Origin of the sequence: Nitratireductor mangrovi (assembly GCF_007922615.2) — a bacterium.
In the GTDB taxonomy this organism is placed as follows: Bacteria; Pseudomonadota; Alphaproteobacteria; order Rhizobiales; family Rhizobiaceae; genus Mangrovimarina; species Mangrovimarina mangrovi.
The window spans coordinates 2028110-2041530 of the sequence record NZ_CP042301.2 but is presented as its reverse complement, the minus strand read 5'-3'; the positions used below and the strand labels follow the sequence as shown (position 1 = coordinate 2041530).

The following is a 13421-nucleotide window of genomic DNA, read 5'->3' as shown; positions in this document are numbered from 1 at the left end:
GCAATGGCCGCCGGCTTGTCGGGATTGCTGATGCGATTTTGCAGCGCACTGTACTTTTCGCGCATGCGAAGAGCGCATGGCTTCCATGCATGTTCAGCGCTGGTGGAATAGGTCAGTCGATCTTACCTTTCTGGTCGTGGAGGACAGGTCTTCCAACAAGAGGATTTTCGATATGGCACAGGCACGTGGTTTCTTTCGCAATGCCCTCAACGCTTTGGTTGAGGCGCGCATGCGGCAGGCCAGCCAGTACGTCAACGGCGCGCTGCTGATGCTCGACGACGAGACGCTGAAGGCCAACGGTCACAGCCGCGCCGAGTTGAAGAAGCGCGGCGGCGGGTACTACCCGCTCTGAGTTCGGACATTCGCGCGGGCGGCGACCTCCGGCCTGCTGCTGAAGTCGAAGCGGCTCCGCAAGGGGCCGCTTTTTTTGTCAGCGCTTGAGATGAAGCGTCACCCACTCGCCGCGCCTCATCGTACGCACGTGCCGGAAGCATTGGCCGACATAGGCGGCAAGGACCGCCTCGCGCTGCCGCACCAGGATGCCCGACAGGATCAGCGAACTTCCCGAGCGCAGGTGCCGGGCCATGTCGGGCGCCAGCTTCATCAACGGCCGCGCCAGAATGTTGGCGATGATCAGGTCGTAGGGCGCGCGGGCGGCCACGTCGCGGTGGGCAAAGCCCGTTGCCGTCACCCCATGCACCAGGCGGCCGACGCCGTTGAGCGCAGCGTTGGCGCGGGCAACAGCCGTTGCCACGGGGTCGATGTCGGTCGCCAGAACGGGGACATGCGCCCATCTTGCGAGGGCAATCGCCAGCACGCCGCTGCCGGTGCCGAGATCGAGCACGTTTCGCGGCCGCTCGCGGCGTACTACCTGCTCGATCATTTCGAGGCAGCCGGCCGTGGTGCCGTGATGGCCGGTGCCGAAGGCGAGGCCGGCCTCGATTTCGACCGCGATGTCGTTGGGTCGCCGTTTGTCGCGGTCATGGGCGCCATGAACGAGGAAGCGCCCGGCGCGCACCGGTTTCAGGCCTTCGAGCGACTTTGCGACCCAGTCGATGTCCGGCAGGTCCTCGCGCTCGACCGGGAGGGCAAGCCCCAACTCGCTCAACAGCGACGTGATTCTCGTCTGCGTTTCGGTCACCTCCGTTTCGTCGACATAGAGTTCGACGGTGTGAAGCCGCGCCGCCTCGTCGGTGTCGGTGATAGCGATCGCAAAGCCGTCGGGCTCGAACTCGGTCCCGAGGGCCGCGTAGAGACGCTTGGCGTCGGCCTCGGAGGCGACGAGGAACAGGCGGCATTGCATTCGCGGACGTTCTCCTGAACGGCGAGATCAGGCTTGCGGGCCGAGCCAAGGCGGGGCGGGCGTGTCGAGCCCGAGCGCACCCTTCAGCCCTTCCTGCCTGACCCAGGAGAGCCGCGCAAGCGCGGGCACGACCGCGTTGCGGAGCGCTCGCAGGATGGGGTTCTTCAGAAGGATCATGCGGGTGTTCTGGCGCGTGTCGGCCATGACGCGGCGCACCGCCGGCGCGCGCAGCTTGGAATATTCGGCCGTGCGCCCCTCATCAATCAGCCAGGCCAGCCAGCAGGCATCCTCGATGCCGAGGTTCATGCCGCGCCCGCCGACCGGCGAATGGATGTGCGCCGCGTCGCCGGCCAGAAACACCTTGCCCTTCGACATCTCCTCGGTGTGGCGGAAGGAGACGTGGAAGGTCGATTCCCAGACCGTCTCGGCAATGGCGGCGGGATGGTCGATGCGTTCCTTGTAGTCGGCGAGGCTGGAGACATAACGCAGCGTGTCGGGCGAAACCGGAAAACGGGCGATGACGCCGGGCTCCTGGAAACGGGCCTCGGCATGGCTGATGTCGACCGGCTTCCGGTAGCGGAAATCGGCGAGGTGGAAGATCTGCGACAGCGCCTCGCCGGGGAAGGCGAAGCCTGCCGATTTGCGCACGGCGGAATGGGCGCCGTCGGTGCCGATGACGATGTCGGGGCGCATTTCGGTCAGTGAGCCGTCGGTCAGTTGGAGGCTCACGCGCGGCCTGTCCGGCTCCGTGACGTCAAGGCACTCGGTCTGCCATTCGGGCGCGATACCGAATTCGGCGAGCCGCGCGGCCAGCAGGCGCTCGGTGCGCGCCTGGGCCAGCGTGTGCAGGCTGCGGTAACGCCCTTCGGCACGGACCGTCTCAACGCGCAGGAGCAGCCGGGTCCGCGAATAAAGCCGGATCTCCCGGATCGGACGCGCCTCGGCGACGATCTTTTCGGAGACGCCGACCGGCTCCAGAAGCTCGAGTGTGCGCACATTCACCGCCAGCGCCCGGCTTTCTGTCTCGGGGGCGAAGCCCGTCGCCTTGTCGACGATGCGCGGGCGGTAGCCGCGACGGGCCAGTTCCAGCGCCGCGGTCAGACCGACCGGACCGGCGCCGACGATGAGAACCGAAAGGTCACGTTTCGCGGCCGGCGTCATCACCGCCCAGCGCCCCTTCAGCCTTCGTTGACCAGCCGCGTCAGCTTGGCGATCGCGGTCTCAGCGCTTTCGCCGTAGGCGATGGTGCCGAAGAAGTCGCCGCGCCGGCCGAGAAGCAGGATCGAGGCAGTGTGGTCCATCGTGTAGTCATCGCCGTCGAGCGGCACCTTCTTGGCGTAGATCTTGAACGCCTTGGTCATCTCGGCGACCTTCTCGGGCGTACCGGTGATGCCGGTAATGCGGCTGGAAACGTTGCTCACATAGCGGTCGAGCACTTCCGGCGTATCGCGTTCGGGATCGACCGAGACAAAGAACGCCTCAACCTTGTCGCCGTCGGCGCCCATCTGGCTCAGCCAGCCGTCGAGTTCATAGAGCGTGGTCGGACAGACCTCGGGGCAATGTGTGAAGCCGAAGAACAGCGCCGTCGGGCTACCCCTGAAGGCCGCCTCGGTGATCTCCCCGCCCTTCTGGTCGACGAGCGCGAAGGGCGCCCCGAACGGTTCGCCGCCGCCATAGGTGGTGCGGTACCAGTCGAAGGTCAGCCAACCGACGGCGCCGGCCATCAGGATGAGTATGCCAACGAGAACGCCGCGCATCATGTCGTTCGATCCTGTGAAAAAGCGCCGCCGGGCCTCAGAAGCACCAGGCAAGGCCGGTTTCGACGAGCGCGAGGAACATTTGTGGCCCCTTGTCGGCCCACATGGCGAACACGATCCCGGCCAGCCCGGCAAAGCCGGCGACCAGTATCGTGGCCTGAAGGGCGGGGCGGATGGTCATCAATCACCTGTCGTCTGGCCACCAACATAATGCTTCGGCGTGCCGTCCGCAAAGTGGCCAAAGGTCGCGACCGGATTGCGCCAGCTTGCGCAACCGGCGCGACAAACCCATCTGAAGCTTCCCGAACCAGATCAGGAGACACGTCATGACAATCCGGACCATGCTGGCCACGGCCCTGCTTGCGGTGGCCACGACGGGTGCCGTGAATGGCCAGGAGGTGGGCGAGGTCGGCGTCGACTGGCTCGGCAACGACATCATCGTGGAGGCGATCAGCGATCCGGAGATCGAGGGCGTGACCTGCCACGTCGCCTATTTCGAGCGCGGCATGATCGACCGCCTGCAGAAGGGCAACTGGTTCGAGGATCCTTCCAACAGCTCGATCGCCTGCCGGCAGACCGGGCCAATCCGCATCGGCGACATCGAACTCGACAAGGATGGCGAGGAGGTGTTCAGGCAAGGCATCAGCCTGATCTGGAAGAAGCAGGTGGTGAAGCGCATCTACGACAAGGCCAACGACACGCTGATCTACCTGTCGCACACACGCCAGGTGCAGGACGGCTCGGCCAAGATGGCGATCTCGACGGTGCCGCTCTACGGCGCCGACGTGACCTGGGTGAACGGCAAGCCCGAGTAGGCGGCGGGGGCACAAGGCCTTTCCAAGCGGCTGCCGAGCGACTAGAGGCTTGGCATGTCCGAAGCCTCCGACCTTCGCTTCACCGACCCGGCGCCGCGCATCCATTCGACCGCGGTCCTGAAGGGCTGCCGGCTCGGGCGCCATGTGGCAGTGGGCGAGCGCGTCATCCTGCGCGAGGTCGAAGTCGGGAACTTTTCCTATTTCGAGCGCCATGGCGAGGCGATCTATGCAGGCATCGGCAAGTTCTGCTCGATCGCGGCCAATACACGCATCAATGCGCTTGAACACCCTCTCGATCGGCTGACCACCCACAAGCTCTCCTACCGGCCGAACGAATATTTTCGCTATCTCGGCGTCGACGGCGCGTTCCGCGAGCGGCGTCGGCAGAAACGGGTGTCGATCGGCCACGACGTCTGGATCGGGCACGGCGCGGTGGTGCTGCCGGGGGTGACGATCGGCGACGGCGCTGTGGTCGGGGCGAACGCCGTGGTGACAAGGGACGTCGAACCCTACACGATCGTTGCCGGGGCGCCGGCGCGGTTGCTGCGGCCGCGCTTTCAGCCCGACATCGCGGCGCGGATTGCCGCACTCGGCTGGTGGCACTGGCCGGACGAGAAACTGTTCGAGGCGGTGCCCGACATGCAGGTGCTGCCGATTACCGATTTCCTCGACAAATGGGAAAGGCGCTGAGGCGCGCCTGACCGGCCGGGACGCGATCGCCGGAAGCGGAGAGCCTGCCGCTCCCGGCGTCGTCCCTTGGTGGAGCCCCTTCCGCCGCAGGGGGCCACGGCGGAAGGGAGAGCATGCCGCCTGGGGGGTAGGCGGTGCAGGACCGGCCTGCGAGAATCAATTTAGGCATTGCACGTTAAAAGTGTGTAAATGGCATTTGCACAACCGATGCCTGTGCCGACAGGCGGGCGAAAGCGCGGACGATCGTGTTGCGGAGGCGCGGCGTCTGGCGCAGGTTGCAAGGCATGATCCGGCTGAAGCGCATCTACGAGCCCGCCGAGGACGGCGACGGCACGCGCGTGCTGGTCGACCGGGTGTGGCCGCGCGGCGTGTCGAAGGCGAAGGCAGCGCTCGACCTGTGGCTGCCGGACATCGGCCCGTCGACACAACTGCGAAAATGGTTCGGTCACGACCCGGCGCGATGGGCCGAGTTTCGGACGCGCTACCGGCGCGAGCTTTCGGCAAAGCGCGACCTGGTCGAGGCGCTGCTGGTGAAAGCGAGGGCAGGGCCGCTGACGCTGGTCTATTCGGCGAAGGACGAAAGGCACAACCAGGCCGTGGTGATCCGTGAGCTGCTGGAAGAAGGCGGGTCGTGAAGAGCTCTTGCCGGGGGGCGCGCGTCGGCCTATGCGCTGACGCGTTGCCCGAAACGAGGAGGCCGCCTTGCCCTACATCAATGTCCGCATCACCGATGACGGGGTGTCGCGCGAGCAGAAACGCCAGGTGATCGCAGAGATCACCGACACCATGGTGCGTGTGCTCGGCAAGCGGCCGGAAAGCGTCATGGTGTTCATCGACGAGGTGAGCACCGACAATATCGGCATCAAGGGGGTGACGGTGAGCGACCAGCGCGCCAAGGCTGGCTGAGGCGGCGGGGGAACAGGACCGCGTTGCCGGCGTTTAGCCTGAGAAAGGAGCAACGCCATGTTCAGCACAGACACTTGGCTGGTGATCGTCTGCAGTCTTTCGACAAACGCCGTGCTTTTCGGCACCGGTGTGGTCACCGTGCTTTCCGTGCCCGCGCTCGCCGCGCACGCAATCTACCTGATTCCCGCCGTCGTCGTGGCGAGCCTTGCCCTGTCGCCGGTCGCCGCATCGTGGATTGCGCCGCGCATGCGCCTGCGCAACTGGGGCCGGCGCGACTGGCGCGAAGGCGATGTCATTTCGGGATAAGATGCGTGCCGGATGAGGCCGTTCGCCCATGATTCATTGTTCCCGCGCCCCGAAAAGGCCGGGTCCTGTCAAAGAACGCCCACCGGTCCCGCACAGCAGGGGGTGGGAAGACGGGCGGCCGTCCGGTCGCTCATCTAGGTATTACGTGCGACCTCGCGGCCGCCCGCCCGGCGTGCTTGCCCGGTTGTGCAGGTGCGCGTTGCTGGCCTTTTGGGACCAGCACTCGCAAAGCCGGTGGCCTCGCGACCGGAACTCTGTCGGCCCCGCACCTCACCCTGGGGCCCGGACCTGGGGGCTCATCGCCCAGTGATGCCACCGTAGCACCACCGGTCCGGCGCCGGACGCCGCCCGGAGGCTCGGTGCGCATCCGTTTCCCGCGCGGCGATCGACGGGGATGATACGAGAAGGTGGCGGGGGCGTGGATAAAAAGCGAGTAGTGAATAGCGAATAGTGAGCAGGAACGGGAGGTTGGGTCGGCGAACTGCGCAAACCGTCACCGTTTGTCGTTCGCTGCATTTACCGGCGGTTAACCATAATCACAACATTTTTCCACCAGCGGCCTTGGCCCGAGAGGCACCTGCGACGTGGAAGACCGACCAGCGCGAATCGCTTTCTGGCGAGACATCTTCGCCGGTCTGCGGTCGGCCGTCGGATACGTGCTCATCTTTGCCGCCAGTGTCGTCTCGGCGTCGAGTGCCGAGCAGGCCGACACGGACGAGCTCTTTCTGGCCACCTGCCCGGCGCCGGGCTACATCCGCTTCGACGGAACGTGCCTGTCCATCAGCGGGTACATCACCGCCGAACACAGCTTCTCGGACGCCGACGACAGGATCTTCTTCCTGCCTGGCTACGCCGGTGGACTTCCCATCGCTCGCTTCGGGCTCGTCCCGAACGGCTCCGACCGCCGAAAAACCGAGACGACGTCGTACCTGACGTTTCTCTCGGCGAGTGAAACGGAATGGGGCATGTTGCGCACGCGCCTCTCGCTTGAGGGCGAACTGCTCGGCAGCGGCGGGCAAACGCTCAAGGTCGACCAGGCCTATTTCACGCTCGCCGGATTCGATCTCGGCAGGGGAGCCTCCTATTTCAACCTCAGCGACGGATATACCTACACGGGCGGGTACGCGGCCGACGATACGATCGACCTCGCCGCCTACACATACGGGTTTACCAACGGCTCCCGCATCACGCTCTCGCTGGAAGACAGCAGCGCGCGGCGCCTTGAGGATGGAATCTGGGCCAAGCGCGCATCGCCCTGGATACCGGACATCGTATTGAATGCGATCAACGCCGACGAGACGTTCGGCGTGTCCGGTGCGCTCACGCATATCAGGGACGCGCGTACCGCCGTCAACGCGTGGGGTTTCGCAGTCGCTGCCGGATACGAACATCGGTGGTCGCCGGGCGGCCGCCCGGCCCGCCTTGCCGTGGTCGCAACGTATGCCAAGGGCGCCCTCGGCTATCTCGGCTATCCGGATAACGTCACCGATTACCTGATCGATGCGGACGGGGGGATGGTGCTTTCGAGCGGCTACGCTGCGCTCGCATCGGTGCAGCACGACGTGAGCGAGCAGACAAGCCTCGTCGGCACGGCATCAGGATATTCGGTAGAGACCGACGCCCGGTTCCTGAACTGGCGTGCCCGCGGTCTTCGTGTCTCGTTGGGCGTGATCCGCCAGTCCGCCGGCGGGCTGACCCTAGGATTGGAGGGTAACTACCATCTCGACGAGGTCAGTGCCACCGACATAAGAGGGCAAAACCACATCCCGGCCGACGGCTTCGAGCTTAAGGTCTACGTGCGCCGCAGTTTCTGAAGGCTCTGCTATAGGTATGCGAATGTTGCGATTCGAAGCCCGACGTGCTTAGCTTTCACTCGAGGAGGCCGTTCGAAACCAGGGGAGGTTCGATCATGTCTCTGAACAAGCTTATCATTGCGACAGCCGCAGCGACCCTGATGACTGGCACCGCACTTGCCGGGATTGGCAACGGCAAGGGGGTGAATAATGGCAACAAGAACGGCTGGGAAGATTCCGGCGGTGGCTATGAGGGCAACGTGCCCAAGGGCCTGAACGTGAGTGGCGACAACGGTCGCATCGACAACGGCAAAGGCAACGGCGGCGAGAATCCGAACGGCAACACGCCGAACAAGAATGGCGAGACCGGTGGCGGCGACGCCGATCCGAACGGTTGAGAAGATCGACTAAACGGATATGGGGGCCGGCCTTGTGCCGGCCTTTTCATTGCGGATCGGCGGTTTGAAACGGCGGCTCAGGCCGGGAAGGCTTGAGTCGTCCGCGTATCTATTCACACCCGCTCGACAAACCCGTCCAGCACGCGTTTCTGGCCGGCCTTGTCGAAATCGATAGTGAGCTTGTTGCCTTCGATCGACGCGATGTTGCCATTGCCGAATTTGAGGTGGAAGACGCGGTCGCCGACGGCGAAGGCGGAGGGCTGGTCGGCGACTGACCTGGCCACCAGTTCGCCCTCGATGACGCGGCCCTTCACCGAACCGCGGCCGGCGCCGTAGCCGGAATCGGTCTCGCCATAGCCGATGCGCTCGACCTGGACGCCGGAGCGCGTGCCCCAGTTGCGGTCGGTCGCGTCGGTGCGGTTCTGCTGGGCGCGTTTCCAGCCCGGCGTGGCATAGGTGTTGGAAAAGGCCCGCCCGGCGCCTGATCCCCCTTCATCCGGTCCGCCGCGCGGACCACCTTCTCCCCGCCGGGGAGAGGAAGAACCGCCGCCTGCGGCGCCGAGATTGTCGAAGCGGGAGGCGCCATAGGGGTTGCGGCGGCCATAACCGCCCGATCCGCCATAGGGATTGCCATAGCCGCCATAGGACTGGCCGGTCTCGGCGACCTCGACATGGGCCTCGGGCAGTTCGTCGAGAAAGCGCGACGGGATGGTCGATTGCCACAGGCCGTGGACGCGGCGGTTGGAGGTGAACCAGATGTGCAGGTTCTTCTTGGCGCGGGTGAGCCCGACATAGGCGAGGCGGCGCTCTTCCTCGAGGCCGGAGCGGCCGCCCTCGTCGAGCGCGCGCTGGTGGGGGAACAGGCCTTCCTCCCAGCCGGGCAGGAAGACGGTGGAAAATTCCAGCCCCTTGGCCGAATGCAGCGTCATGATGGAGACGGCGTCCATCTCCTCATTCTGCTCGGCATCCATGACCAGCGCGACATGTTCGAGGAAGCCGCGCAGCGATTCATACTCCTCCATGGAGCGGATCAGCTCCTTGAGGTTTTCGAGCCGCCCGGGGGCCTCGGCTGAGCGGTCGTTCTTCCACATGTCGGTATAGCCGGACTCCTCGAGGATGGTCTCGGCGAGCTCGGTGTGCGGCGTGGTCTCCAGAAGCGCCTGCCAGCGCGCGAAATTGGCCGCGACCTCGCGCAGCGCGGCGCGCGGCTTCGGCTTCATCTCGTCGCTTTCGGCAAGCTGCCGGGCGGCCTCGAGCATCGGCACGCCAAGCGCGCGGGCGGTGTCGTGGACCTGGCGCACGGAGGCCTCGCCGAGGCCGCGCTTGGGCACGTTGACGATGCGCTCGAAGGCGAGGTCATCGGCGCCCTGGGCGACGACGCGGAAATAGGCCATGGCGTCGCGGATCTCGGCGCGTTCATAAAAGCGCGGGCCGCCGATGACGCGGTAGTTCAAACCGAGGGTGACGAAACGGTCCTCGAATTCGCGCATCTGGAAGGAGGCGCGCACGAGGATCGCCATGTCGTTGAGCTTTTCGCCCCTGGCCTGCAGCGCCTCGATCTCCTCGCCGACGGCGCGTGCCTCCTCCTCCGAATCCCAGGCGGCGTGGACCATGACGGGCGAATCGTCGGGGTCGGCGGCCTCGGTGAAGAGCGTCTTTCCGAGCCGGCCCTCATTGTGGGAAATCAGGTGCGAGGCGGCACCCAAGATATGGGCGGTGGAGCGGTAGTTGCGCTCCAGCCGGATGACGGCGGCGCCGGGGAAATCCTTGTCGAAACGCAGGATGTTGTCGACCTCGGCACCGCGCCAGCCATAGATCGACTGGTCGTCGTCGCCCACGCAGCAGATGTTGATCTGTTGCTTTTTGTCTTCGCTCACGGGCCGTTTCGCCGCCTGCGGCGGCTGGCCCTCCGCGGGGGCGGGCGAAACGTCGCCCGGCGCGCGGTCGCGCGCCTGGTCTTCGCTCACGGCCGAGCGCTCGCTGTGCTCGCTGGCCTCCGCGGGGGCGGGCGAAACGTCGCCCGGCGCGCGGTCGCGCGCGGGGCCTGCGGGCGCCGGGCCTGCGGGCGGGTGGTCGGGCTTGATCTCCCCCCTCGTGGGGGAGATGTCGGCGGAGCCGACAGAGGGGGGCGCTGTCCCGCCCTCATCTCCGCCCACTGACGAGGGGCGCCCTACGTTGCCCCCCTCTGCCCTGCCGGGCATCTCCCCCACGAGGGGGGAGATTGGGCGGCGGTCCGGTTGGCGCTCCCCGGCCGGTTGCGGCCTCTGCGCGATCAGGCGCAGCCACAGATATTGGGCGGTGTTGGTGTCCTGGTACTCGTCGACGAGGATGTATCGGAACCTGGCGTGGTATTCGCGCAGGATGTCGGGATTGTCGCGCAGGATGCGGATCGGGTGCAGCAGGAGGTCGCCGAAATCGCAGGCGTTGAGGGTCTTCAGCCGCTCCTGATAGGCGGCGTAGAGCTCGCGGCCCTTGCCGTTGGCGAAGGCGCGGGCGTCGCCCTCGGGAATGTCCTTCGGGGCAAAACCCTTGTTCTTCCAGCCGTCGATCATCTGCGCGAACTGGCGCGGCGGCCAGCGCTTGTCGTCGAGCCCCTCGGCCTGGATGAGCTGCTTCAAGAGCCGGATCTGGTCGTCGGTGTCGAGGATGGTGAAGTCGCGCTTGAGCCCGGCCAGTTCGGCGTGGCGGCGCAGGAGCTTGACGCCGATCGAGTGGAAGGTGCCGAGCCAGGGCATGCCCTCGACCTGCTCGCCGACCAGGAGGCCGATGCGGCTCTTCATCTCGCGCGCGGCCTTGTTGGTGAAGGTGACGGCGAGGATCTGCGAGGGCCAGGCGCGGCCGGTGGCCAGGATATGGGCAATGCGGGTGGTGAGCACGCGGGTCTTGCCGGTGCCGGCACCGGCGAGCACCAGCACCGGGCCCTCGGTGGTCTCGACAGCCAGCCGCTGCTCGGGATTGAGCCCGGCGAGATAGTCGGGCGCGCGGGACTGGCGCGCGGCCATGGCGCGCGCGGCAAGACCGCCGGCGGCCGGGCGCGGCGGGGCGTCGTCGCCGTCGAAAAAGGGCAGGTCGTCGGGAGAACCGGACATTCCTCCGAATGTAGTGATTCGGGGGCGAAAGGCCAGAAAACTCGGCCACGCTGCCGCCATCGGGGGGGCGGCGGCAGGGGTCAGTTGAAGGTCAGGACGGCAAGGAGCACGGCGACAACGATGGCGGCGTCGGCGATCAGGCCGCCGATGGCGACGACGGGCGGGTGGTGGCGCCATGGCGTGTAGTCGATGACGATGACGCCGATGGTGGCGGCGACGACGAAGCCGAGCTTCCACAGGAAGGTGGCGGGCAGGCCGGCCGGATTGCCGCCATAGCGGTCGAACAGCATCCATATGCCGGTGAGCCAGAGAAGCAGGAGGCCGATGCGGCCAAGCCGGCCGAACAGCGCGATGACGGCAAAGAGCTCGTTCCGGACAGGGGCGGCGGCGCGGGCGGCGCGCGGACCGAGAAAGGCGTTGGCAATCGCCAGCGCGACGAGGCCGAGCGAAACCAAATGAACGAATTTGGCGGCTGCGAACATCGGCGCAGCCTAACGGTTTCGACCGGGGGCGGCCACCTGCGGCGAAGCCAACCGGGATCACGCATTGGCGCCAGGATTGGCCGGCGAGCACGATGCGGCCTTGAAGATGGTTTATCGATAAACTATCTGATAGTTGAGCGTTAAACCATAAGGAGGCCAGGATGGCGAATGACGGACGCGGCAGGCGGAATTTTCTGAAACTTCTCGGCGGCGGCGTGGTGCTGGCGGCGGGCGGCGGCGGGCTTTGGGCGGCGACACGCGACCCGGCCGCGGCGCGCAAGCCCTGGGAAGCGGCGGGCGAGGGGCGGAACGATGCGCGGCTGACGGCGCTTTCCTATGCGCTGCTGGCGCCCAATCCGCACAACCGGCAGCCCTGGCTCGCCGATCTCACAGGCAACGACACCGTGACGCTTTATTGCGAGCCGGAGCGGCGGCTGCCGGAGACCGACCCGTTCGACCGCCAGATCACCATCGGCCTTGGCTGCTTCATCGAGCTTTTCGTGATGGCGGCGGCCGAGCACGGGTTCGCCACCGAGGTGCAGCTTTTCCCCGAGGGCGAACCGCAGCCGCGCCTCGACCGGCGGCCGGTCGCGACGCTGCGGCTGGTGTCCGACCCGGCGATCAGGCCCGATCCGCTGTTTGCGCATGTGCTCGACCGGCGCTCCAACAAGGAAGCCTATGATACGTCCCGACCCGTGGCGGACGAGGCGCTGGCGGCGATCGCCAAGGCAGCGCGATCGGTGCGCGTCGCGCATACGGACGATGCCGGCAAGGTCGCGGCGCTGCGGTCGCTTGCCTGGGCGGCGATGGAAACGGAGCTTCTCACGCCGGAGGCGCTGAAGGAGAGCGTCGACCTGATGCGGATCGGCCGCGCCGAGATCGAGGCCAATCCGGACGGGATCGACCTTTCCGGTCCGCTGATGGAGGGGCTGAAGCTCGCCGGGCTGTTGACGCGCGAGGCGCTGCTCGACCCGCAATCGACCGCCTTCCGGCAGCAGATGCCGGTGCTGAAGGAACCGTTCGACACGGCGGTGGCGTTCATGTGGACGACGACGGCGGGCAATCGCCGCGCCGACCAGATCGCCGCCGGGCGCGACCATCTGCGTCTCAACCTTGCCGCGACGGCGCGCGGCATCGCCATGCAGCCCCTGAGCCAGGCGTTGCAGGAATATGCCGAGATGAAGCCGCATCACGAGGGTATGCGGGCGGAACTGGGGATCGGCGCCGACGAGACGCTGCAAATGCTGGTGCGGCTCGGCTATGGTCCCGCCATCAAGGCCAGCCCGCGCTGGCCGCTGGAAACACGGATCGGCAGCGCATGAAGGATGAAGGCGGAACAATCGGCGACGCCTTCCGCTTCATGACCGAGATCGGCATCATCGCGCAACTGTCCGGCAACGCTATGGAAAAGGCGTTGCCGGACGGCATGACGATGGCGCAGTTCGGCGTGCTCAACCATCTGGCGCGGCTGGGCGGAGGATGGAGCCCGCTCCGGCTCGCCAATGCCATGCAGGTGACCAAGGGGGCGATGACCCACACCATCCGCTATCTCTCGGAAAAAGGCCACGTCGCTGTCGGCCCGGATGCGCGCGACGGGCGCGCGAAGCTGGTGACCATCACGCCGAAGGGGCTGGCGGCGCGCGAGGCGGCGGTCGCGGCGATGGCGCCGGAGATCGACGCGCTGGTGAAGGCGGTGTCGCCCGAACTCATCGCGCAAACGATTCCCGCCCTGGAAAAGGTGCGGCGCTATCTGGACGAGAGGCGGGCTTAGCGGCCGCCGCCTCGAAACGGCACGACGGTGCCGGCTGGCAATCCAGCAGAAAACGGATACCTCCGCGGCATAAATTGCTCTATTGCTGGTCCGGCTGCAGAGCGCTGGCGG

Annotated in this window: 16 protein-coding genes; 10 read left to right on the top strand and 6 right to left on the bottom strand. The window is 66.4% G+C overall.

Annotated features, from left to right (window positions below):
* Positions 1-76: 76 nt before the first annotated feature.
* A complete protein-coding gene (locus FQ775_RS10085; protein WP_432420057.1) occupies positions 77-352 on the top strand; it encodes a hypothetical protein in 276 nt (91 codons plus the stop codon).
* 78 nt (positions 353-430) lie between these two features.
* Here the strand turns inward: FQ775_RS10085 and FQ775_RS10080 are convergent, their stop codons facing one another.
* From FQ775_RS10080 to FQ775_RS10065, 4 genes are read right to left on the bottom strand one after another with little or no spacing between them, the layout of a single operon-like run.
* Positions 431-1303, bottom strand: coding sequence for a 50S ribosomal protein L11 methyltransferase (locus FQ775_RS10080; RefSeq protein WP_146297942.1), 873 nt, complete (start codon positions 1301-1303; stop codon positions 431-433).
* A 27-nt stretch (positions 1304-1330) separates the two neighbouring features.
* Complete coding sequence (locus tag FQ775_RS10075; RefSeq protein ID WP_146301802.1) at positions 1331-2464, bottom strand: FAD-dependent oxidoreductase; 1134 nt, start codon at positions 2462-2464, stop codon at positions 1331-1333.
* 17 nt (positions 2465-2481) lie between these two features.
* Positions 2482-3063 (bottom strand): SCO family protein, encoded by a 582-nt coding sequence (locus FQ775_RS10070; protein WP_146297941.1) that lies wholly within the window; start codon positions 3061-3063, stop codon positions 2482-2484.
* Positions 3064-3097: 34 nt separating this feature from the next.
* The gene (locus FQ775_RS10065) at positions 3098-3241 is read right to left on the bottom strand and encodes a hypothetical protein (RefSeq protein WP_167812887.1); all 144 of its coding nucleotides are present in this window, start codon (positions 3239-3241) and stop codon (positions 3098-3100) included.
* Between the two features lie 145 nt (positions 3242-3386).
* Between FQ775_RS10065 and FQ775_RS10060 the strand changes: the two genes are divergently transcribed.
* The 7 genes from FQ775_RS10060 to FQ775_RS10030 all read left to right on the top strand — a co-directional run bounded on the left by FQ775_RS10060 (position 3387) and on the right by FQ775_RS10030 (position 7968).
* Entirely contained in the window at positions 3387-3875 is a 489-nt protein-coding gene (locus FQ775_RS10060; RefSeq protein WP_146297940.1) for a CreA family protein, read from the top strand.
* Between the two features lie 54 nt (positions 3876-3929).
* Positions 3930-4565 (top strand): DapH/DapD/GlmU-related protein, encoded by a 636-nt coding sequence (locus FQ775_RS10055; protein WP_146297939.1) that lies wholly within the window; start codon positions 3930-3932, stop codon positions 4563-4565.
* A gap of 284 nt (positions 4566-4849) precedes the next feature.
* A complete protein-coding gene (locus tag FQ775_RS10050) occupies positions 4850-5200 on the top strand; it encodes a DUF488 domain-containing protein (RefSeq protein ID WP_146297938.1) in 351 nt (116 codons plus the stop codon).
* Between the two features lie 67 nt (positions 5201-5267).
* On the top strand, positions 5268-5471 hold the full coding sequence (locus FQ775_RS10045; RefSeq protein WP_146297937.1) for a tautomerase family protein: 204 nt from the start codon (positions 5268-5270) through the stop codon (positions 5469-5471).
* 57 nt (positions 5472-5528) lie between these two features.
* Complete coding sequence (locus FQ775_RS10040; RefSeq protein ID WP_146297936.1) at positions 5529-5777, top strand: hypothetical protein; 249 nt, start codon at positions 5529-5531, stop codon at positions 5775-5777.
* A 584-nt stretch (positions 5778-6361) separates the two neighbouring features.
* Positions 6362-7591, top strand: a complete 1230-nt coding sequence (locus FQ775_RS10035; RefSeq protein ID WP_146297935.1) for a porin — start codon at positions 6362-6364, stop codon at positions 7589-7591.
* Positions 7592-7686: 95 nt separating this feature from the next.
* A complete protein-coding gene (locus tag FQ775_RS10030) occupies positions 7687-7968 on the top strand; it encodes a hypothetical protein (protein ID WP_146297934.1) in 282 nt (93 codons plus the stop codon).
* 113 nt (positions 7969-8081) lie between these two features.
* Here FQ775_RS10030 and FQ775_RS23935 read toward each other — a convergent pair whose 3' ends face one another.
* Together FQ775_RS23935 and FQ775_RS10015 are read right to left on the bottom strand one after the other, a co-directional pair.
* The gene (locus FQ775_RS23935) at positions 8082-11057 is read right to left on the bottom strand and encodes an ATP-dependent helicase (RefSeq protein WP_246730320.1); all 2976 of its coding nucleotides are present in this window, start codon (positions 11055-11057) and stop codon (positions 8082-8084) included.
* 80 nt (positions 11058-11137) lie between these two features.
* Positions 11138-11539 (bottom strand): hypothetical protein, encoded by a 402-nt coding sequence (locus FQ775_RS10015; protein ID WP_146297932.1) that lies wholly within the window; start codon positions 11537-11539, stop codon positions 11138-11140.
* Between the two features lie 161 nt (positions 11540-11700).
* Here FQ775_RS10015 and FQ775_RS10010 point away from each other — a divergent pair, with 161 nt between their 5' ends.
* Both FQ775_RS10010 and FQ775_RS10005 read left to right on the top strand, forming a co-directional pair.
* Entirely contained in the window at positions 11701-12861 is a 1161-nt protein-coding gene (locus tag FQ775_RS10010) for an Acg family FMN-binding oxidoreductase (RefSeq protein ID WP_146297931.1), read from the top strand.
* Positions 12858-13310 (top strand): MarR family winged helix-turn-helix transcriptional regulator, encoded by a 453-nt coding sequence (locus tag FQ775_RS10005; RefSeq protein WP_146297930.1) that lies wholly within the window; start codon positions 12858-12860, stop codon positions 13308-13310. Before FQ775_RS10010 ends, FQ775_RS10005 begins: the two co-directional genes overlap by 4 nt.
* Positions 13311-13421 lie beyond the last annotated feature (111 nt).